Source organism: Amphritea atlantica (genome assembly GCF_900111095.1).
Classification (GTDB): Bacteria; Pseudomonadota; Gammaproteobacteria; order Pseudomonadales; family Balneatricaceae; genus Amphritea; species Amphritea atlantica.
Window position 1 is genome coordinate 41716 of the sequence record NZ_FOGB01000017.1, and the last position, 19569, is coordinate 61284.

Consider the following 19569-nt stretch of genomic DNA (forward strand, 5'->3'; position numbering starts at 1 on the left):
CTGATGTGGTGATTCCGGGGAGTGACGTTATTCTTTCAGGCTATGACTAATGTATAATCCTGACCATTCAAAAACGGTCAACAGAGGGAGCCGCGTGTGATGAATCACTGGTCGGATCGGGTCGCTGATATCGAATCCTTTAAAGTTATGGATCTGCTCAAACGGGCCAAAGAGCTGGATGCTCAGGGGCATGATGTTGTGCATATGTGTGCCGGAGAACCCGACTTTGCCACCCCGGCGCCGGTTGCCGAGGCGGGGATCGCGGCGATTCGTGATGGCCACACCCAGTACACTCCGGCGGCCGGAATTCCCCCGCTTCGTGAGGCGATCGCCGGGTTTTATCAGCAACGCTATGGTCTGAATATTCCGGCGGAACGGGTGATTGTTACGGCGGGTGCTTCCGGAGCATTGCTGATGGTGTTTGCGACCCTGACTAACCCGGGGCAGACCTTTATGATGGCTGATCCCGGTTACCCCTGTAATCCCCGTTTCCTGCGTTTGTTGGAGGCGCGGGGACAACTGGTGCCGGTTGGCACAGATGACAACTACCAGTTAACCCCGGAGCTGATCGAGCAGAACTGGAACAGCAATACTGCGGGGGTTCTGCTGGCTTCCCCCGCTAATCCAACTGGTAGTGTGGTGCACAGAGAGCAACTGGAGCTGATCTCGCAGACGGTCAAAAGCAGAGCGGGTCACCTGATAGTCGATGAGCTGTATCACGGTCTGACCTATGGTTTTGATGCCCCCACGGTACTGTCGGTAGATCAGGATGCGTTTGTTCTGAACAGTTTCTCAAAGTATTTTGGCATGACGGGCTGGCGACTGGGCTGGACGATTGTGCCCGACGCAGCGGTGGCGGATATTGAACGGCTGGCGCAGAATCTGTTTATCTCGCCTCCGACTATTGCGCAGCACGCTGCTCTGGCGGCGTTTCGTCCTGAGACTATTGATATCCTCGAACAGCGCCGCGAAGCGTTCCGGGAGCGGCGGGACCTGCTGGTTGACGGCCTGCGGAAATTGGGTTTTGAGATCCCGCTGATGCCTGAAGGCGCGTTTTACGTCTATGCCGATGCTTCCCGGTTTACCGACAATACTTTCGATTTCTGCTGGGAACTGCTGGAACAGGATAAAGTGGCGGTCACCCCGGGCATCGATTTTGGTGAGTACCGGGCCAACCGCTATATCCGTTTCTCTTACACCACCAGTCTGACACAGATCGAAAAAGCCCTTGAACGACTGCGAAAAAGGCTGAGCTGATGCTACTGGACAATATGCAGCCCGGCCGGCTGATCAAACGCTACAAACGGTTTCTGGCGGATATCGAGCTGGATAATGGGCGACAGTTGACAGTCCACTGCCCGAATACGGGGTCAATGAAAAACTGTGCTGATCCTGGCAGTCAGGTCTGGATTCAGGACTCCGGCAATCTGAAACGTAAATACCCCTTTGGCTGGGAGCTGGTGCAGGTTGAGGGGCGCTTCTGGGCCTGTATCAATACCGGTCGGGCGAATGCGCTGATCCGGGAAGGGATTGAAAACGGAGTGATTACTGAATTGCAGGGGTACAGCTCAATCCGGCAGGAGGTCAGGTATGGCGATGAGAACAGTCGTATTGATCTGTATCTGGAGGATGAGCAGCGGCCCCCCTGCTATGTGGAGATCAAGAATGTCACCCTGCTGGAACAGAACGGTATCGGCACCTTTCCCGATGCCGTCACCACCCGGGGGGCCAAGCATCTGCGGGAGCTGATGCTGATGGTCTCAGAGGGATATCGGGCGGTGTTGATGTTCTGTGTCCCCCACACCGGTATTGAACAGGTGCGTCCGGCGGATCATATCGATCCGGCCTATGGTCAGTTGCTGCGCGAGGCGGCCGCTGCGGGCGTTGAGGTTTACGCCTATGGCGCCTCGATTTCGCCACAGCAGGTGGTGATCAGTCAGCCGTTGCCGGTCTGTCTGTGACCCCTATTCCGGGATGCAGAGCTGCCCGTCGATAATCTCATAGCTAACCGGGATCAGGCTGGCTCCGGCGCAGGGGCCTGCGATGCATAGCCCCTTGTCGATGGTGAATAGCGCGCCATGAGTGGAACACTGGATAAACTGTTTTTCCACATCGAGAAATGTATCGGGCAGCCACTCCAGCGGAACACCTTTATGGGGACAACGGTTTTCATACAGGTAGATGCGCCCCTGTCGACAGACCGCAAACAGCTTGCGCTGATTCAGTTCTATCCCTTTCGCGCTGTTTTCAGTCAGCTCACTGATGTCGAATAACGGGGTAACGGTTGGCATAGTGAATCCGGTTAATCTTCGGTTGAGAAAATATCAGGTCGTTGTGCTGATACTGCTATTATAATCGCCAACTTTCATTGCCAATGATAGCGTCTTATTAAAAAGAGGGTGCCCTTAATCTGTGAATAGCCTGCTGGCAACTCTGATTGAGTTGCGTGTTTTTATAATTACCCTGTTAGTGTCGGGTGCTGTTCATCTGACACTGATCGGTAGCGGCTGGCTGTCTTCACCACAACCGGTTCGTCTGGGCGGACAGGAGCTGAATGTCCGGGTGACCGCTCCCCGCAGCGACAACGGCAGTGAGGAAAGCAGCCGGGAGGTGAATGAATCACATGAGCGTAGTGCACCACATGAAAGCAGCGCGCCTGTTATTGCAACGGCAACCGATCAGCCGGCAGTGATGTCTGCAGCCAAACCGCCTGTCAGGCCTGCAGCTCAGCCGGTTGCGACCTCCCCCGAACGGGTGCCTGATCATGTTCCCCCCGCCGCTGAGCCGGATTCGAAAGCTGACTCCGCTGAGACTCAGCTACCCAAAGCCGAGGCTCCTGCGGTGGTTCGGGAACCGCCTGAGAAGCCACCGGTAACGCGTCATCAGGCAGAACTGCTGTCCTCTCAAAGCACACCGGTGTATCAGAACCACCCGGAATTCAGGGTGTCGCCAGCGCCGCCTCAGTATCCACGACTGGCACGTAAAAGGGGGATTGAGGGGCAGGTGGTTTTGCGGGCTGAAATCGGCCGGGATGGCGCTGTCGAGGGGGTAAGGGTGGAACACAGCTCAGGCTCTGACTTGCTGGATCAGGCCGCCCGGGACGCGGTGCAGCAGTGGCAGTTTGTTCCGGCCAGACAGAATGGATTAGCGGTGGCGTCTTATGTCCGGGTGCCGGTTGATTTTGTTCTGGAGAAACGCTGATGAGTCATCGCACGATAGTGATTGGATTATGGGTGTTATTGCTAATATCGGCGCTTTTTTCACTGATGACCGGTCCCGTGGCTGTCGATCTGAGTGGCGTGCTTGATGACTCTGTCGCCAGTCAGGTGTTCTGGCAGTTGCGTCTGCCACGCCTGATGCTGACGTTGCTGGCCGGAGCGCTGCTGGCGATCACCGGAGCGGCTGCACAGTCGTTATTTCGTAATCCGCTGGCCGATCCCGGTCTGATCGGTATCTCCGCCGGGGCGGCCCTCAGCGCGGGGGCGATGATGGTGTTGCTGGGTAGTTCGGTCTACCTGCTGGGGGGGCTGATGTTACCACTGGCGGCGTTTGCCGGAGGAGTGCTGACCACTTTGCTGGTGGCGCGGTTATCGGTCACCCTGCAGGGGGTGTCAGTCACCAATATGTTGCTCTGCGGTATCGCGATCAATGCGATTGCCCTGGCCGGTCTTGGCGGGCTGAAATATCTGGCGGGTGATCAGCAGCTGCGTCAGCTGAGCTTTTGGTTACTGGGCAGTCTGAATCATAGTCGCTGGCAGGATTTGCTGGTGCTGCTGGTGGCTGCAGTACCGGTATTATGGCTATTACCCCGCTATGGCCAGAAACTGAATCTATTGTTGCTGGGGGAGCAGCAGGCCGGCTTGTTAGGGCTGAATGTGGTGCGTTGTAAGCGGCTGATGATTCTGCTGATCGCTCTGGGAGTCGGCGCCGTTGTGGCACTCACCGGTATTATCGGTTTTGTCGGTCTGGTCGTCCCCCATCTGGTACGTCTGTTAACCGGCCCTGATAACCGTCGTCTGCTGCCTCTGTCGGCGCTGCTGGGGGCGGTGTTGCTGACCGTTGCCGATAGTGTATCGCGACTGCTGGTGAGTCCTGCTGAGTTGCCGGTCGGTATTGTCACCGCGCTGGTGGGCGGGCCATTTTTTCTGTTGCTGTTAACCCGGCGTAAGCGGGAGTTGAACATATGTTAACCGCTACCGGTCTCTGTCTGAAACGCAATGGGCAAACGCTGCTGGACGATATCTCTGTAGAACTGCCGCCGGGGGAGATAACGGTATTGCTCGGACCAAATGGTGCAGGTAAATCCACTTTGTTAGGGATGCTCTGTGGGTTGAACCGGGCGGACAGTGGCCGGGTTTGTCTGGCTGGCGTCGAGTTGTCCGGGATGGAGCCGCAACTGAGAGCGCGTTATCTGGCGATGTATACCCAGCAGCAGCCGCTCAACTTTCCTTTCCGGGTGGCGGAGGTGGTGGCACTGGGCTGCTACCCGTTGCTGTTGGACCGGTCAGCGACAGCGGCAAGGGTGGCAGCCTGTTTACAGCAGTTTCAACTGGAATCGCTGGCGCAGCGCGATTATACCTCCCTCTCCGGTGGTGAACAGCAGCGCGTGCAGGTTGCCCGGGTGCTGGCTCAGGCGGGGCCCGATTGTCAGGTGTTGTTGCTGGATGAGCCGGTCAGTGAGATGGACCTGAGGTATCAGCAACTGCTGCTGCAACAGATCAGAATGGTCGCCGCGGCGGGGGTATCGGTCTGTTGTGTGCTGCATGATCTCAATCTGGCGGCGCAACTGGCAGACCGGGTGGTGCTGTTACAGCAGGGGCGGATGGCCGCCGTGGGGCCGGTGGACAGTGTGATGACTGAACGACAGCTCAGCGATCTTTATCAGGTGACTGTGCGAAAAACCGACACCCTGTCTGGTCCTGTCTTTATCAGCCAGTCCGGCCCTTAATCGTTTAATGATAAACTGATTTGCGGATCCCGCCGGATCTGCTCAAAGAGACTTTCGACTGGATCTGCGCAGTTGGTATCCACTTTATAGCAATAGCGTTGCTCTGCCTGGGTTAATGGCTGTTTGGTTTTCTGCTGCTGCCGCATGATCTGTACATCGGCATCGGAAGGGTCTGCAGCCTCCGCTACGCGGCGTTCCAGACGTTGCTCCATTAAGGTCTGGTTGCAGGTACAGGAGATAATGCGCATCTCAACCCCCAGTTTTTCAGCAATGCGGCGATAACTCTGACGGGTACGTTCGCGGATAAAGGTGGCATCAACGATCACTGTTTCTCCCACTCTGAGCAGCTTCTCGGTGAGGGCCTTGAGGTGGTTGAAGGTATGCACATTCATCTCGTTGCCATACAGCTGCAGTTTTTCCCCTTTCAGGCTCAACTCCCGATGCAATCGTTTACGTTCAACGTCTGAGCGGATTCGGATAGCACCACTGCGCTCCAGCAGCTGCTGGCTCAGGTAGCTTTTGCCGCTGCCTGATACACCATGCATCAGAAACAAAACCGGGGAGGGCTTGTTGGCATAGCTCAGTGCCAGCCTGATATAGCGGCGGTATTCCGCAAGGTCGACTTGCTGGCCAATCACCGCAACTTTGGCGCGTACCATTGCCCGATAACCTTTATAAAAGTTAAGTAACCGGGTGCCGTCGTAGTCACCGGTAATTTCCAGATAGCGGTTCAGACAGCGATTGGCAAAGGCATGCTGTTGATTGGCTTCCAGGTCCATCAGCAGGAATGCCAGATCGCAGATGGTGTCGATCCAGCGAAACTCCAGATTGAATTCAATGCAGTCAAACAGCCTGACCTGGTTATCCAGCAGGGTGGTATTGCCCAGGTGCAGATCGCCGTGACACTCACGAATATTGCCTTCGCGCTTGCGTTGTTCAATCTTTGAAGACAGACTGCGGAACTGCTGACTGACCTGATAGGCTAATTGCTGTAGTTCCAGCCAGTCATCGAGTGAATGCAGATGCTCGCCGGTGTGGGTGAAATTATCGCTGACCACCTGCCAGACCGTGTCAGTTTCGCCCCAGGGGCCATCGTTACTGGCGTGGGGTACAGCAAGGTGAAAGTCTGCAATCTGCTGACTCAGCGCGTCAATGTGAGCGTTGGTCAGGGCGCATTTTTGTAACAGCCGGTCCAGCCGCAGGCCGTCATCAAACTGGCGCATTTTTACCGCATACTCGAACGGTTCCGCCGAACTATTCGGTTCAGAGTTGTCTGTATCAGCAGCAGGTGCGTCGCTCTCCACCGGTGAGGCTGTCACTGAAGATGTGTTGGCCGGTTCAGGAATGGTTAATTCCACAGCGGTTAGTGTGGGGCTGGCCGGCGAGCCGCAAATGGCGACGACCTCCTGATATATATCCGGAGCTAATCGTTGATTCAGGCGGAGTTCTTCATAACAGTAGTGTTTGCGACTCTCCAGACTGGTAAAATCAAGAAAACCAAAATTGACCGGTTTCTTGATTTTATAGGCGATCTCGCCGGTCAGAATTACCCAGGAGATATGCGTCTCAATCACCCGGATCTCAGCGACCGGATGAGGATAATTGTTTGGATCTGACAGGGCTGTGATCAGTTCTTGAGTCATATATTTTTTAGTAGTTGCCGGAATTCACAGAGGATTATACGTAGCCAATGGCAAAAAAGAGAGGGGCAGCTGCATCCCGTTCCCAAAAGAGTCGCAAAACGAAGTCAAATAAGCCCTCCTGGAAGCGTCGGCTGTTTAAACTGTTTCTGAAAGTGTCCCTGGTAATGCTGGTGATTGCCGCTGCCGGGCTGGTATATCTGGATGCTCAGGTGCGGGCGAAGTTTGAGGGTAAACGCTGGGCGCTGCCTGCGAAGGTGTATGCCCGGCCTCTGGAGCTGTTTCCCGGTCAGCAGCTGAGTCGTGACGATCTGAAAATCGAGCTGAAAGGGTTGGGCTATCAGTTTACCTCACGCGCCACTCAGCCGGGCAGTGCCGAATGGGCAACCTCGCGGGTGCGGCTGTATACCCGTGGGTTTGATTTTCCCGACGGTCAGGAGAGCGCCCGTAAACTACTGATCGATTTCAGTGGCGATACGCTGACCCGTATTCGTGATGAGTCGGGCAGTCAGTTGCCGCTGGCACGCTTAGAGCCTGTATTGATTGGCGGTATCTACCCCAAAGACAATGAAGACCGCGATCTGATCCAGCTCTCTGAAGCGCCCCCCCATCTGGTGGATGCTCTGATCGCCATCGAAGACCGCAACTATTACAGCCATTTCGGTATCTCCCCGCGGGGGATCGCCCGGGCGATGGTCGTCAATGTTAAAGCGGGTCGTTTTGTACAGGGTGGCAGCACTCTGACGCAGCAGTTGATTAAAAACTTCTACCTCAGCTCAGAACGTTCGCTCAGCCGTAAGCTGGCCGAGATTCCGATGGCGGTGCTGCTGGATCTGCACTATAGCAAAGATGAGATTCTCGAGGCGTATCTCAATGAAGTTTATCTGGGGCAGGAGGGTTCCCGGGCGATTCACGGTTTCGGTCTGGCCAGCCAGTATCTGTTTGCACAGCCGATTCGGGAACTGAAGCTGCATCAGGTTGCGTTGATGGCGGCGCTGGTTAAGGGACCTTCATTTTATGATCCCCGTCGCCACCCACAACGGGCCACTGAGCGGCGAAATCTGGTGCTTAAAGTGTTGCAGGAGCAGGGCAGCATCACTCTGGAAGAGCGGCAACAGGCGGAGAAACAACCGCTGGGGGTGGTGAAACAGCAGAGTCTGCTCAAAGGCGCTTATCCGGCATATCTGGATCTGGTGAAGCGGCAATTGCGACAGGAATACCCCGAAGAGGCGCTTAACAGTGAGGGGCTGAGGGTGTTTACGGCCCTGGACCCGATCGCCCAGACACGGGCTGAAACCAGTCTGGTCAGTGTTATCGGTAAGCTACAGCAACGTTACGGCAAACCAGTTAAAGAGCTGGAGGGCGGGATGGTGGTGAGCAACCCGCTGAGTGGTGAGGTGCTGGCTATTGTGGGTGGGCGCAATACCCGCTACCAGGGGTTTAATCGGGCGCTGGATACGCTGCGTCCGGTGGGATCATTGATTAAACCGGTGGTATATCTGGCGGCGCTGGAGGGAGACTATACCCTTGCTTCGATCATAGAGGATGAACCGCTCGAAGTGAAACTGCCCAATGGTGACGTGTGGCAACCACAGAACTACAGTCGTACCAGTCACGGTCCGGTGCCGTTGCACACCGCGCTGGCACACTCCTACAATCAGTCATCTGCGCGCCTGGGGCTTGAGATTGGCACCGCTAAGGTGGTGGATATGCTCAGGCGACTGGGTTTGCAGCGTGATGTTGATGAATACCCTTCAATGCTGCTGGGGTCGACTGCGCTATCACCGCTGGAGGTCGCTCAGCTGTATCAAACCATCGCCGGAAACGGCTATCAGGTGCCGATGCGGGCGATCCGGATGGTGACCGATAGCAACAATGAGGAGCTGTCCCGATACCCTTACAACATCCTGCAGACGGTGGCATCCGGCCCGGTACACCTGATCCAGTATGGTTTGCAGGAGGTGGTGCGCGAGGGCACCGCCCGTTCGGTGTATAATCGCTTACCTCAGGATCTTATTGTGGCGGGTAAAACTGGCACCACCAATGATCAGCGGGATAGCTGGTTTGCTGGTTTTGCCGGTGACCGGCTGGCGGTTGTCTGGCTGGGACTGGATGATAACAAGCCGTTGCCGCTGACCGGTAGTAGCGGCGCGCTGCGGGTATGGACCGAGTTTATGGCGCAGACCCGACCGCAGCCTTTCATGGCGGAAAGACCGGATACAATCAAGTACCATTGGGTAGAAGATAGCACCGGGCTGATGTCGGGTGAAGGGTGTGAGGGAGCCCGGGAACTACCCTTTATCGAGGGCACTGAACCTAAGGAATCATCCGGGTGCGGTGACAATGTTATCAGTAATCCGCTTGATCTTCTCAAGCGCTGGTTCAGAACGGAATAAACAGATGAAAAAAGTGATATCGACAGGTTGTGGGCTGCTCTTAACATCATTACTCGCCGGTTGTATGGGCGGTAATGCCAATATTAACCCGATTGTGGAGGACCGTTCAGAATCCGGCAGCGGGGTCGCGGTTGATCCGAATGTCGGTTCAGATACTGCTGTGGCGACGCCGGTTGATACCGGTCAGGGCTTCACGGTGGTGAACCGTCAGGTTGCCGCGCCAGCGCCTGTATCCAGCAGCAATCCGGCCGTTATCGCTCTGCTTCAGGGCGCACTTGAACAGCAAAAACAGGGCGAGTACAGTGCAGCGCAAAGCAGCCTTGAGCGGGCTCAGCGGATAGCACCCCGTGATCCCCATGTATATATGCGGCTGGCTGATCTGCGTCGTCAGCAGGGACAGTATCTGCAGGCAGAACAGTTTGCCCTCAAAGGGCTGACCCTGGCCCGTGGACAGTCGGCCATGGAGCGCAAATTCTGGATTCTGATTGCGGATATTCGCAGTGAGGGTGGAGATCACAGCGGCGCGGCGGTGGCCCGGGATAAAGCGAACATGTTATGAAATCCAGCGTTATCGCTGGCAATCGCTGTTGAGTTAAACCGGTTACGAACCGCCATTGCCGCTATGATTGAGTAGCGGTTTAGGCGGCTTTTAATCTTCACAGTGTCTGAGTCATAAACCGGTTTATCAGATACGCCGAACAGTTACCGAAACGTTCACCTCAGCTTTATATGACCCTGACAGGAAAGTTGTGTGCCGGTTAAAAAGTTGAATATTGACTCTGGTTGTTGGCAAAACTCCGGTTATGATAGTGCTATTCGTTGTTCAAAAATGAGTAGCTCTACCATGTCAGAATCCAGGTTGCAGGCGGTTATCGGTGATCACTTCCTGTTTTCATCGTTATCGCAACAGGCCCGTGAAACACTGGTGCAACACTGTCGCACGATTAAATTGAAAAATGATGAAACTCTGTTCAGTCAGGGGGGCGAAGCTCATAGCTTCTATCTGGCACTCAGCGGTGCAGTGAAACTGTTTCGGGTGTCCCCGGATGGTCAGACCAAGGTGATCGAGGTGATTCATGCCGGCGAGACCTTTGCTGAGGCTCTGATGTTTATGGATCAGATACGTTACCCTGTCAATGCGTCAGCGATGGGGAGTGCCGAGGTGATGGTGATCCCCAATAAGCTTTATAAAGAGATGCTGCTGGCCGCCCCCCAGAGCGCGATGAAGCTGATGGGCACCATGGCGGTTAAACTGCATCGGCGGATCAAAGAGATCGAAACCCTGACACTGCAAAATACCCGTCACCGGCTGGGCAACTATCTGTTCGGGCTGGCGCCGGATCCGGCGGCAAAACAGAGTGTCTTCCAACTGCCGATGGCGAAACAGCTGATCGCATCGCAGTTAGGCATGCAACCGGAAACCTTTTCCCGACTGATCAAAGAGATGAAGACCCAGGGGTTGATTGAGGTGAACGGGGCTGAGGTACAGGTGCATGATCTGCAGGGGCTTCGGGCGTTTGGTCATTGACGATTCCCGGCAGCTGAGCCCGCGATATTACAGAGATAAAAAAAGGGCTGGCCCTGCAGGGTCTGCCCTTTTTTACATCTGGCTATCGATCAGATAGCGACAATATTTTCAGCCTGAGGGCCTTTAGGACCACTGGTGACAGTAAACTGTACCTGCTGGCCTTCAGCCAGGGTTTTGAAACCATCGCTGACGATTGCGCTGAAGTGAGCGAAAACATCGGGACCGGAGAGCTGCTCAATAAAACCAAAACCTTTAGTTTCGTTGAACCATTTAACCGTGCCGGTTGTTGAATTAGACATAATAATATCCTGAAATTTAAATAGAGTAGTGCCTTCAAAAGGCTTGAATCGCATCAAAATGTAGACTGAGACTTAGAAACTGCAGGACGTGGTGTTACGAATAAAACAACGAAATGTAGGATGTAAATATGAGACTTCTTTCTAGCTGCCGATCACTGTATAGAGTTAGTGCGGACTTGTATATAAGTTTCTGAGTTTATCTGTGATCCACGGAGGGGAGGTTACCAGTATTCAGCTTTATCCGGCCCAGCGAGTTGGCAAAATACTTCTCGGAGAAATAGACCATGAAGCCGAGCATTGCCAGAACGGTTGTTAATAGCAGTGCCCGGCTTTGCAGTACCACGCAGGCATAGAGACCCGAGGCGGCTACGGCCAGATAGAGCAGTGCTGCTCTGGTATTCTGCACCAGATCGAACAGACCGCAGTAGACCATGATCGAACCGAGAAAATAACCGAGAGCAACCAGACGGGGATAACGCCTCGCCTGATGCATGCCAAATGCGGTAAAGGTGATACACAGACCTGTGATCAGTGGTGGGTCTAAAGCACAAAGGGCAGATCGGTTACACCAAAATCGATACCCAACTGACTCAGGGCCGTGGTGAGCTGTCCCCGGTGATGAGTGCTGTGGTTAAACATATGGGCTGCCAGCAACCATGCAGGTTTAGTCCTCGCCGTTCCATCGATTTTACTGATATAGGAAAAATCACTCTCCAGCCAGCTTTGCTTCAGACGATCCGCCCAATCGATGATTTTCTGGTCCCACACTTTTCTAGTGTCAGCGAGTTCGGAGAAATCCGGGTAAAGAATGCCGCCGAATTCCGGCACCTCATCTTCCTTCCCCATAAAGCGGGATAACCAGGCAATATCGCCATACATAAGATGATCCAGAGTGCCGTGGATCGATTTGAAGAACAGTTTCATATCCGTCCGGCGTTGTTGATCCGGAATGGTGGCGCAGGCGTTGTAGAGCTGATCATTCATTCTGGCGTTGTAGCGGGCCATGGTTTGACAATAGCTGGGGCTAATCATAAGTGTTCCTTGTCTATTGCGACAGAGGTAAAGTCTCACTATCCAATCGAACTGATAGTGTATCAGATCAGAGTGAGATTCCAGTGGCCCGTCGTGAGGGAGAGCTCATCCCGGGAAGGTGAAGCCTGACCGGCTTTTCTGACGTTCGCTTTTGTCAGCTCTGTCAGGCTTGTTGCTGATTAAACCGAACCATCTGTTTAATCGACATCGCGCAAAGGGGCAGACCTGCTGCCAGAAGTAGGGTGTTGATTCCACGATCCACGGCGGTTTCACCGACCCCAGGCGGGGTATCACCAGGCGCCATCCTCTTTTTATCTGTCTAAGCTGCTAGCCCGAGAGCAGGGAAAAGAGGCAGAGTAAAATATAAAAAACGAACCTTACTCTGCCTTATACTCTATTTACTGCATGACCCCTTTTTGGCCATCTCTAACTGTGCGACCTCATTTTTCCCCTTCTCTTCGTCGACTAATTCCAATCCAGCACCACCGACAAAGGCCCCTAATTTTATATATTGTCTAACAAAATAATTCTTTCCGCCCTCTGTTTTAACCAAGAGATCGTTAGGAGAGAACTCCGATTCAGTTGATACTTTATGTTCTTCACCTCCACCTACCTCTTCGTAGAAAAACATATCGGGTGCTGTCTCTCCAATACATTTTCCGTCAACCCACACATCTTTTTTCAGAGCTGCACCAAATACACCAGCACGGTAAATATATAACCCAGCATTTTCTTTGTTTGATGGGGGATTGAACTGCTTAGCCACATCCGCTTTTTCTTTGCTTTCCATGGGGACTGAGGCACATCCAGCTAATAGAGATGTTGCTACAGCTGTTGCAATAAGGAGTTTATTCATTGCTCTTCCTTGTTTATTGATAAGTAAGTGTTGCTTGTTAAGTTAAACCTGCTTTTTGAATTTGTCAGAAGTTTGTTCAGAATTAAACCGAATCATCTGTTTAATTGACATCGCGCAAAGGGGCAGAGCTGCTGCCAGAAGTAGTGGATACAGATAGCTGCTATCTGCCAGCGGATTGACGACCAGATTGCCCGGGCCGGTCAGCATCAGGGCGACCGCCATATTGATTGCAGCCAGCAGGGTAATACTGCGCAGTTGCTTCTCGCCGGTCATGAAGGCTGAGGCGAGCATGGCCGCGCTGACGGCAACCGCAACCATCTGTGTATAGATCTCGCCATGCTCCATCCGCCGTAACAGTTCAAACAGAGCGAACAGGCCGATCAGCCAGCGTCCCCAGGCGGGGCGACTCCAGTGATTGTTGCGGGCGCTGACCAGCATAGCGCTGGCCAGCAGCGGGATGGCGGCATAGTAGGCCAGATTGCTTAGCAGGCGCTGGAAGGTTTGCAGGTCCATGCCGCTGCTGGCAACCAGCTGCGTGGTCAGCAGGTCAGCAAGGGCGGCAACGCCGATAAATGCCAGACTCAGGGATGCGGCTTGGAGTGTGGCTTTAGGCTGATCATCAACAAGGGGCTGCGCGGCGCGTTTAAGGAGCAGAGCCGAGGCCATTGAGCTGATGATCAGCGCAACCAGTGTCAGGGTGAGCAATACAGATTACTCCGCAGCCAGTCTGGCAAATACCCGGCCAGCCGCTTCGATGGTGGCGTTGATATCCGCTTCGGTGTGAGCCTGAGACATAAAGCCTGCTTCAAACGCAGACGGTGCCAGATAGATACCCTCGTCCAGCATGCCATGGAAGAAACGGCCAAACTTATCGGCATCGCACTTCATCACTTCAGCGAAGCAGGTGACCTGTTCCTGATCGGTGAAGAACAGACCGAACATACCGCCGACCTGGGTGGTGGTGAATGGCACGCCGTGACGCAGTGCCATCGCTTCGAAGCCCTGCGTCAGCAGTTCGGTTTTAGCGCTGAGTTTCTCGTGAAACCCCTCCTCTTGAAGGGCGGTCAGCATCGCCAGACCAGCCGCCATCGCCAGTGGGTTGCCGGACAGTGTGCCAGCCTGATAAACCGGTCCCAGAGGTGAGATGTGTTCCATAATCTCTCGTTTGCCTCCGAAGGCTCCGACCGGCAGGCCACCGCCGATAACCTTGCCCATGGTGGTCAGATCGGGAATGACACCGTAATAACCCTGTGCGCCTGTCAGGGAAACCCTGAAGCCGGTCATCACTTCATCCAGAATCAGCACGGTGCCGTACTGGTCACAGATATCACGCAGTCCTTCCAGGAAGCCTGGAACCGGTGGAATGCAGTTCATATTGCCGGCAACCGGCTCAACAATAATACAGGCGATCTCGTTGCCCGCTTCGGCAAATGCTTCACGGACATTGTCGAGATCGTTGTAGGTGAGGGTGATGGTGTGTTCAGCCAGACTGGCGGGGACGCCGGGAGAGCTTGGTTCGCCCAGGGTCAGCATACCGGAACCGGCTTTCACCAGCAGCGAGTCGGAGTGGCCGTGGTAGCAGCCTTCAAATTTTACGATCTTGTCTCGGCGGGTATAGCCACGGGCCAGGCGGATCGCGCTCATGGTGGCTTCGGTACCGGAGTTAACCATCCGTACCAGATCCATGCCCGGCATCATCTCGCAGACCTTGTCCGCCATGTCGATCTCAATCGCTGTGGGCGCACCAAAGCCCAGTCCTGAGTCCATGACGTTGCGGACAGCATCCATAACCGCTGGGTGTGAGTGACCCAGAATCATCGGTCCCCATGAGCCAACATAGTCGATATATTTATTGTCATCCTCATCGAACAGATAGGCCGCTTCACCGCGCTTGAAGAAGATCGGTGTACCTCCGACACCTTTAAAGGCGCGAACCGGTGAATTAACGCCACCAGGAATATGGGCCTGTGCGGCCTGAAATAAAGATTCTGAACGGGACATGATGAACTCTCTTAAATTCGTGTCGTGAGCGGATCAGTTAAACAGACTGTCAAACTGTCCGGCCCGGGCGCAAATATCATCGCAGGCAAACAGACTGTGGATCACTGCGATCATATCCGCCCCGGCTGAAATTACCTGCCCTGCATTATCCATATTAATGCCGCCAATCGCTACCACCGGAACGGGTAGTGTTGATCCAGCTTCAGCTAACAGAGAAATGGGGGCAGGCGTGGCATCGGGTTTGGTACTGGAGGGGAAAAAGGCGCCAAAGGCAACATAATCAGCGCTTTGCTGACAGGCGGTCTGTGCCAGTGTCAATGAACTGTGGCAGGTGTTGCCGATAATAGCTTCCCTGCCCAGATATTCACGGGCCTGGCTGATGTTCCCGTCACTCTGGCCCAGATGAACACCATGGGCACCACAGGCCCTGGCTAACTCAGTATCATCGTTGATCAGCAGAGGGCGATGAAACTGATTACACAGATCCACCAGTGCCAGTGCCTGTTGCAGACGTTTTGCCTGATCGGTTGATTTGTCCCGGTACTGAATGATGCGGGCACCACCCCGCAGAGCCTGCTCTACCTGGAATAGCAGGCTGTCGGTATCCGGCATAAGAGTACTATCGGTAATGGCGTACAGGCCATGTAATGGGGGTTTTGTCATCGGTGGATCGCTGCTGTGTTGTGGGTTAATCGATTTTCTGGGTGTAGAACTGTTCCACCTGTTCCCGGGTCAGGGTGCCGGTAATCTCCTTGCTGTAGTTCTGTATCCAGAGGGCATCCAGACGTTCACTGTTCATCCGGTCCAGAGCCTCTTTCAGGGTTGCGTTGATGCCCAGAGAGACAATATCTTTGCGGATGGCGGGCACTTCCATAAGATCCAGTTCCAGCTGTGGGTCAAAGCCGTTCAGTTCGCTTTCCCGGTCGATAAAATACTGTAAATCGGCCGGTAACATCATATAGCGGGGAACCCCCGGACGATCCTCCAGCACCAGCCATTCAGGCCGTTGCTCCAGTGCTTTTATGGCGGATTCACAACCGATAGTCCGATCGCAACAGACAAAGCTGGTATTCATCACACTGGCTACTCCCAGGCGGGACAGCACCTGAGTCAGCGGTTCCTGACGGTAATCCAGCCCCTGTGCTTTGAGAGAACTGAGGAAGATCGATGGTTGATTAAAAAAGAACCGTACAGTGGTGCTGGCGACCACAATGGCCAGCATCCCGGGGAAAATAATATTTGGATTACCGGTCAGTTCCAACAGTGCGATCAGGGCCGCCAGTGGTGCATTCAGTACGGCTCCCATCATCGCCCCCATCCCCAGCATGGCGTAGAAGCCAACACCGGAATGACTCTCGCCACTATAGTAACCGATCAGCATGGCAAAGGTGGCGCCGGTGATTGCGCCGATATAAAGCGTTGGACCGATCAGCCCGCCGGGGATGCCCAGGCCGAGAACGATGGGTGTCAGCAACCATTTAGCGATGAGTAATCCTGCCAGTAGTGCCAGGCTGGAATGGCCCTGTAAAACTTCTGAAATGGTGTCATAACCGAGCCCCATGACCTGTGGATACCAGATCGCAACCAGACCCGTTAGCGCGCCTGAAATCAGAAGTTTGATCCCCAGAGGCCAGCTAACTGACTTCTGCGTTTGTACCATAATGCGGATAAATCCCCCGGCGAGCAGCGCACAGATAATGCCCAGTAAAATTACAAAAGGGATTTCGGCGACCGACTGAATCTGCAATGCCGGGATAGTGAACGCTGACTCCACACCATAGGTCACCCGGATCAGCAGAGCCGCGGTGACAGAGGCAACCAGCACCGGGGTAAAACCGATCACGGTATACTCCATCAGAATCACTTCCATGGAGAAGATCACCCCGGCCAGCGGTGTATTAAAAGCGGCGGATATCGCGGCGGCCACCCCGCATCCGACTAATAATCGCAGCGTGTTATTGGGCAGTTTAAGCACCTGACCGATAAGACTGCCGCAGGCCGCACCCAGATGGATGGCCGGCCCCTCCCGACCAACGGAGTGGCCGGTTAGCAGTGCAATAGCAGCGCCGAAAAACTGCACCAGCATATTTTTCGCAGGCAGCTGTCCCTGATGGTAACTGAGTCGTTCGAGTACATGGACAACACCGATTTTGCGGCTGGAGGGGAGTAATTTCCATAGCAGCATTAAGATTGCGATGCTGCCACCAAGCGGCAGGATAATGCGCACCCAGGTGGGTAAGCCCTCAAAGTTTTCACTGTTATGATCCGGTAGCCAGAACTCCAGAGGGATATCTATCACCAGTCGGAAGGCGAGAATGAACAGACCTGCAACCAGGCCTGACACAATTCCCAGCAGTACCAGTTGCGGTAAAGCTTCAGCATGGGCCAGCCGGTTGCGAAAGTGAGCGAATGAGAGGGAGTCTTTGAACATCCGGAACGAGTCAGCCTGTATTTAAAACCGCTTTAAAGAACGACGTGGCGGGGCTTTTCGTGGTGTATTTTACTGATACCCAATAGTAATGCCCCTCAAGGGTTTGTATCATACGCAGACAGAATAGAAAACCGTAGAACGATTTGTGAGGTCAAAGTGATCAAAGTAGGTATCGTAGGTGGCACCGGATATACCGGCGTAGAGCTGCTCAGGCTGTTGGCGAACCATTCCCAGGTGTCGGTCGAGGTCATTACCTCCCGCTCTGAGGAAGGGATGCGAATCGACGATATGTACCCCAACCTGCGTGGTCACTATGATCTGCAGTTTACGGTTCCGGATGTGGAGACCCTGGCGCAGTGTGATGCAGTGTTCTTTGCAACCCCGCACGGGGTGGCGATGAAAATGGCTCCTGAACTGGTCGAACGGGGCGTTCGGGTGATCGATCTGGGGGCGGATTTCCGCATTAAAGATCTGGAACTCTGGTCTAAATGGTATGGCATGGAGCACACCAGCGCAGAGCTGGCGGCGAAAGCGGTGTATGGTTTGCCTGAGGTGAATCGTGAAGCGATTAAGACCGCGCAGATGATCGCCTGCCCGGGATGCTACCCAACAGCGACTCAGCTGGGTTTTCTGCCACTGGTTGAAAATGGTCTGATCGATCATCGTCGTCTGATTGCCGATGTGAAATCTGGTGTCAGTGGTGCCGGTCGTGGCGCCAGTGTCGGTTCGCTTCTGTGTGAAAGCAGTGAAAGCATGAAGGCTTATGCAGTTGCCGGCCATCGTCACCTGCCAGAGGTGAAACAGGGATTAAGTGAAGCTGCAGGCCGCCCCGTTGGTCTGACGTTTGTACCCCACCTGACACCGATGATCCGGGGTATTCATGCAACCCTTTATGGCATTCTGAAAGATCCGGTTGATGGTTTGCAGGAGCTGTTTGAACAACGATATGCGAATGAGCCGTTTGTGGACGTGATGCCTGCGGGCAGTCTGCCTGAAACCCGCAGCGTCAAAGGTGCCAACATGTGCCGGATCAGTGTTTTCCGGCCACAGAACGACGATACCGTGGTGGTACTGTCGGTGATTGATAACCTGGTCAAAGGGGCAGCAGGACAGGCAATTCAGAATCTCAACATTATGTTTGGCTTTGAAGAAACAGAGGGCCTGCGTCACGCTGGGATGATGCCATAAACAGGAATTATCTATACTTGACTAATTTACTTGGTTAATAAGATAATAGCGCCTGAACAGGCAAAATCGATTTAAGTGGAGCAGATATGACAGAGATGACTGACCAGCAGCCGGAGATGGTTTTTTCCGATTCCGCAGCGGCAAAGGTAAGAAGTCTGATCGAAGAGGAACAGAACGATAACCTTAAACTGAGGGTATTTATTACCGGTGGTGGGTGTGCTGGGTTCTCTTATGGCTTCACATTTGATGAGGCGATAGCCGACGATGACACCGCAATAGAAAATCATGGCGTCACCATGGTGGTAGACCCGATGAGCTATCAGTATCTGGTGGGATCAGTGGTGGATTACAAGGAGGGGCTGCAAGGCTCCCAGTTTGTGATTAATAACCCAAATGCCACCACTACCTGTGGCTGTGGCTCCTCTTTCTCCATCTGATTGCACATCTGTTACCACAGTTAAAAAGCCAGCATCTGCTGGCTTTTTGCTTTTTGGTCATTGGGTGATTAACCCAGCACGTGGGAAATATATATTTTTGCTGTCAGACCAAACAGTGTCAGGCCCCCTAATATTCCGAGAAAAATAGTCCGCCCTTCACGGTTAGCTCCCGCTTTCAGCGATACGTGCCAGACGCTCCAGAGCTTAAAAACAATCATTCCGATAACTGCAATAAAGACACAGATTTCGCTTGTAGACCAGATAACCATTGTCTGACTCTCCAATAATATTCATTTGACATGAATATTATATCTGAATAACATTCATTTCAAATGAATATTAAAGGGTCTGTTCAGGAGTCAGGCAATGAAAAGATCAGCGCTTCTTAAATCTCTTAGCCGTGAGCATCATGGCGCATTGATTTATGCCAAACGGTTGCTGGATCTCTCGCAAAAAGACACCCGTTTAATGCAGAGCTACTGGCGGGATATTTGTGAGGCTGTGCAAGCAGAGCTCAAGACCCATTTTGCCGAGGAAGAGAAGCTGGTTGAGGGGATCAGTGAGCCGCTGTTGGCGCGCTTCAGAGATGAGCACCGGCAGCTACGAGCGTTATTCAAGAGTGAGGATGCCGACCAGTTGAAGCGATTTGCTAACCTGCTCAGAGAGCATATTCGTTTTGAAGAGCGAGAGCTATTTCCCTGTTTAGAAGCGCGTTATTACGAGGTCTTGCAACAGAATCAGATGCGCTGAAGTAGTGATGCAGCGTCTGGTAATACATAAATCAAATTAAAGCTTTGTCAATCTAAAGGGTGG

The 19569-nt window shown here is 53.7% G+C and carries 22 protein-coding genes; 11 read left to right on the forward strand and 11 right to left on the reverse strand.

Features of this window, described 5'->3' with window-relative positions:
* Nucleotides 1–99 precede the first annotated feature (99 nt).
* Nucleotides 100–1257, forward strand: coding sequence for a pyridoxal phosphate-dependent aminotransferase (locus BMY09_RS19485; protein ID WP_091361628.1), 1158 nt, complete (start codon nucleotides 100–102; stop codon nucleotides 1255–1257).
* The gene (gene sfsA / locus BMY09_RS19490; RefSeq protein WP_091361630.1) at nucleotides 1257–1961 is read left to right on the forward strand and encodes a DNA/RNA nuclease SfsA; all 705 of its coding nucleotides are present in this window, start codon (nucleotides 1257–1259) and stop codon (nucleotides 1959–1961) included. The genes BMY09_RS19485 and sfsA overlap by 1 nt, the downstream gene beginning before the upstream one ends.
* A gap of 3 nt (nucleotides 1962–1964) precedes the next feature.
* On the opposite strand, the gene BMY09_RS19495 is transcribed toward sfsA, so the two are convergent.
* Nucleotides 1965–2291, reverse strand: coding sequence for a Rieske (2Fe-2S) protein (locus BMY09_RS19495; RefSeq protein ID WP_091361632.1), 327 nt, complete (start codon nucleotides 2289–2291; stop codon nucleotides 1965–1967).
* 121 nt (nucleotides 2292–2412) lie between these two features.
* Here BMY09_RS19495 and BMY09_RS19500 point away from each other — a divergent pair, with 121 nt between their 5' ends.
* Genes BMY09_RS19500 through BMY09_RS19510 form a run of 3 tightly spaced genes read left to right on the forward strand, consistent with a single transcriptional unit; the run spans nucleotide 2413 to nucleotide 4948 of the window.
* Nucleotides 2413–3201, forward strand: a complete 789-nt coding sequence (locus tag BMY09_RS19500) for an energy transducer TonB (protein WP_091361633.1) — start codon at nucleotides 2413–2415, stop codon at nucleotides 3199–3201.
* A complete protein-coding gene (locus BMY09_RS19505; protein WP_091361635.1) occupies nucleotides 3201–4190 on the forward strand; it encodes a FecCD family ABC transporter permease in 990 nt (329 codons plus the stop codon). Before BMY09_RS19500 ends, BMY09_RS19505 begins: the two co-directional genes overlap by 1 nt.
* Entirely contained in the window at nucleotides 4184–4948 is a 765-nt protein-coding gene (locus BMY09_RS19510; RefSeq protein ID WP_091361636.1) for a heme ABC transporter ATP-binding protein, read from the forward strand. Before BMY09_RS19505 ends, BMY09_RS19510 begins: the two co-directional genes overlap by 7 nt.
* Here BMY09_RS19510 and BMY09_RS19515 read toward each other — a convergent pair.
* Entirely contained in the window at nucleotides 4945–6591 is a 1647-nt protein-coding gene (locus BMY09_RS19515; protein ID WP_091361638.1) for a bifunctional aminoglycoside phosphotransferase/ATP-binding protein, read from the reverse strand. The genes BMY09_RS19510 and BMY09_RS19515 overlap by 4 nt on opposite strands.
* A 47-nt stretch (nucleotides 6592–6638) precedes the next feature.
* On the opposite strand from BMY09_RS19515, the gene mrcB reads away from it, so the two are divergent.
* The 3 genes from mrcB to BMY09_RS19530 all read left to right on the forward strand — a co-directional run bounded on the left by mrcB (nucleotide 6639) and on the right by BMY09_RS19530 (nucleotide 10512).
* Nucleotides 6639–8984 carry a penicillin-binding protein 1B gene (mrcB, locus tag BMY09_RS19520; RefSeq protein ID WP_091361640.1) on the forward strand — a complete coding sequence of 782 codons (2346 nt, stop codon included), beginning with the start codon at nucleotides 6639–6641 and terminating at the stop codon, nucleotides 8982–8984.
* Between the two features lie 4 nt (nucleotides 8985–8988).
* Nucleotides 8989–9543 (forward strand): tetratricopeptide repeat protein, encoded by a 555-nt coding sequence (locus BMY09_RS19525; RefSeq protein ID WP_091361641.1) that lies wholly within the window; start codon nucleotides 8989–8991, stop codon nucleotides 9541–9543.
* Nucleotides 9544–9828: 285 nt separating this feature from the next.
* Entirely contained in the window at nucleotides 9829–10512 is a 684-nt protein-coding gene (locus BMY09_RS19530) for a Crp/Fnr family transcriptional regulator (protein WP_175483602.1), read from the forward strand.
* A gap of 89 nt (nucleotides 10513–10601) precedes the next feature.
* On the opposite strand, the gene BMY09_RS19535 is transcribed toward BMY09_RS19530, so the two are convergent.
* The 9 genes from BMY09_RS19535 to BMY09_RS19570 all read right to left on the reverse strand — a co-directional run bounded on the left by BMY09_RS19535 (nucleotide 10602) and on the right by BMY09_RS19570 (nucleotide 17131).
* A complete protein-coding gene (locus tag BMY09_RS19535) occupies nucleotides 10602–10811 on the reverse strand; it encodes a cold-shock protein (protein ID WP_091361645.1) in 210 nt (69 codons plus the stop codon).
* 196 nt (nucleotides 10812–11007) lie between these two features.
* A complete protein-coding gene (locus BMY09_RS19540; RefSeq protein WP_175483603.1) occupies nucleotides 11008–11304 on the reverse strand; it encodes a hypothetical protein in 297 nt (98 codons plus the stop codon).
* Nucleotides 11305–11351: 47 nt separating this feature from the next.
* Nucleotides 11352–11843 (reverse strand): DinB family protein, encoded by a 492-nt coding sequence (locus BMY09_RS19545; protein WP_091361646.1) that lies wholly within the window; start codon nucleotides 11841–11843, stop codon nucleotides 11352–11354.
* A 163-nt stretch (nucleotides 11844–12006) separates the two neighbouring features.
* Nucleotides 12007–12147, reverse strand: coding sequence for a hypothetical protein (locus tag BMY09_RS22240; protein ID WP_175483604.1), 141 nt, complete (start codon nucleotides 12145–12147; stop codon nucleotides 12007–12009).
* 90 nt (nucleotides 12148–12237) lie between these two features.
* Entirely contained in the window at nucleotides 12238–12699 is a 462-nt protein-coding gene (locus BMY09_RS19550; RefSeq protein WP_091361648.1) for a DUF2846 domain-containing protein, read from the reverse strand.
* Between the two features lie 42 nt (nucleotides 12700–12741).
* Nucleotides 12742–13404, reverse strand: coding sequence for a hypothetical protein (locus tag BMY09_RS19555; protein WP_091361649.1), 663 nt, complete (start codon nucleotides 13402–13404; stop codon nucleotides 12742–12744).
* A 6-nt stretch (nucleotides 13405–13410) separates the two neighbouring features.
* Nucleotides 13411–14700: a glutamate-1-semialdehyde 2,1-aminomutase gene (hemL, locus tag BMY09_RS19560; protein WP_091361651.1), complete on the reverse strand. Its 1290-nt coding sequence runs from the start codon at nucleotides 14698–14700 to the stop codon at nucleotides 13411–13413.
* Nucleotides 14701–14733: 33 nt separating this feature from the next.
* Nucleotides 14734–15363: a thiamine phosphate synthase gene (gene thiE, locus BMY09_RS19565; protein WP_091361652.1), complete on the reverse strand. Its 630-nt coding sequence runs from the start codon at nucleotides 15361–15363 to the stop codon at nucleotides 14734–14736.
* Nucleotides 15364–15388: 25 nt separating this feature from the next.
* The gene (locus BMY09_RS19570; RefSeq protein ID WP_091361654.1) at nucleotides 15389–17131 is read right to left on the reverse strand and encodes a chloride channel protein; all 1743 of its coding nucleotides are present in this window, start codon (nucleotides 17129–17131) and stop codon (nucleotides 15389–15391) included.
* A 156-nt stretch (nucleotides 17132–17287) separates the two neighbouring features.
* On the opposite strand from BMY09_RS19570, the gene argC reads away from it, so the two are divergent.
* From argC to BMY09_RS19590, 3 genes are all read left to right on the forward strand, one after another.
* Complete coding sequence (gene argC, locus BMY09_RS19575) at nucleotides 17288–18319, forward strand: N-acetyl-gamma-glutamyl-phosphate reductase (protein WP_091361655.1); 1032 nt, start codon at nucleotides 17288–17290, stop codon at nucleotides 18317–18319.
* Nucleotides 18320–18405: 86 nt separating this feature from the next.
* On the forward strand, nucleotides 18406–18756 hold the full coding sequence (gene erpA / locus BMY09_RS19580; protein ID WP_091361657.1) for an iron-sulfur cluster insertion protein ErpA: 351 nt from the start codon (nucleotides 18406–18408) through the stop codon (nucleotides 18754–18756).
* A gap of 366 nt (nucleotides 18757–19122) precedes the next feature.
* Complete coding sequence (locus tag BMY09_RS19590) at nucleotides 19123–19506, forward strand: hemerythrin domain-containing protein (RefSeq protein ID WP_091361660.1); 384 nt, start codon at nucleotides 19123–19125, stop codon at nucleotides 19504–19506.
* Nucleotides 19507–19569 lie beyond the last annotated feature (63 nt).

Coding starts and splice junctions, on each gene's coding strand:
- BMY09_RS19485 (WP_091361628.1), top strand. CDS start 100: ATGAATCACTGGTCGGATCGGGTCGCTGATATCGAATCCTTTAAAGTT.
- sfsA (WP_091361630.1), top strand. CDS start 1,257: ATGCTACTGGACAATATGCAGCCCGGCCGGCTGATCAAACGCTACAAA.
- BMY09_RS19495 (WP_091361632.1), bottom strand. CDS start 2,291: ATGCCAACCGTTACCCCGTTATTCGACATCAGTGAGCTGACTGAAAAC.
- BMY09_RS19505 (WP_091361635.1), top strand. CDS start 3,201: ATGAGTCATCGCACGATAGTGATTGGATTATGGGTGTTATTGCTAATA.
- BMY09_RS19510 (WP_091361636.1), top strand. CDS start 4,184: ATGTTAACCGCTACCGGTCTCTGTCTGAAACGCAATGGGCAAACGCTG.
- BMY09_RS19515 (WP_091361638.1), bottom strand. CDS start 6,591: ATGACTCAAGAACTGATCACAGCCCTGTCAGATCCAAACAATTATCCT.
- mrcB (WP_091361640.1), top strand. CDS start 6,639: ATGGCAAAAAAGAGAGGGGCAGCTGCATCCCGTTCCCAAAAGAGTCGC.
- BMY09_RS19525 (WP_091361641.1), top strand. CDS start 8,989: ATGAAAAAAGTGATATCGACAGGTTGTGGGCTGCTCTTAACATCATTA.
- BMY09_RS19530 (WP_175483602.1), top strand. CDS start 9,829: ATGTCAGAATCCAGGTTGCAGGCGGTTATCGGTGATCACTTCCTGTTT.
- BMY09_RS19535 (WP_091361645.1), bottom strand. CDS start 10,811: ATGTCTAATTCAACAACCGGCACGGTTAAATGGTTCAACGAAACTAAA.
- BMY09_RS19540 (WP_175483603.1), bottom strand. CDS start 11,304: ATGCATCAGGCGAGGCGTTATCCCCGTCTGGTTGCTCTCGGTTATTTT.
- BMY09_RS19545 (WP_091361646.1), bottom strand. CDS start 11,843: ATGATTAGCCCCAGCTATTGTCAAACCATGGCCCGCTACAACGCCAGA.
- BMY09_RS22240 (WP_175483604.1), bottom strand. CDS start 12,147: ATGGCGCCTGGTGATACCCCGCCTGGGGTCGGTGAAACCGCCGTGGAT.
- BMY09_RS19550 (WP_091361648.1), bottom strand. CDS start 12,699: ATGAATAAACTCCTTATTGCAACAGCTGTAGCAACATCTCTATTAGCT.
- hemL (WP_091361651.1), bottom strand. CDS start 14,700: ATGTCCCGTTCAGAATCTTTATTTCAGGCCGCACAGGCCCATATTCCT.
- thiE (WP_091361652.1), bottom strand. CDS start 15,363: ATGACAAAACCCCCATTACATGGCCTGTACGCCATTACCGATAGTACT.
- BMY09_RS19570 (WP_091361654.1), bottom strand. CDS start 17,131: ATGTTCAAAGACTCCCTCTCATTCGCTCACTTTCGCAACCGGCTGGCC.
- erpA (WP_091361657.1), top strand. CDS start 18,406: ATGACAGAGATGACTGACCAGCAGCCGGAGATGGTTTTTTCCGATTCC.
- BMY09_RS19590 (WP_091361660.1), top strand. CDS start 19,123: ATGAAAAGATCAGCGCTTCTTAAATCTCTTAGCCGTGAGCATCATGGC.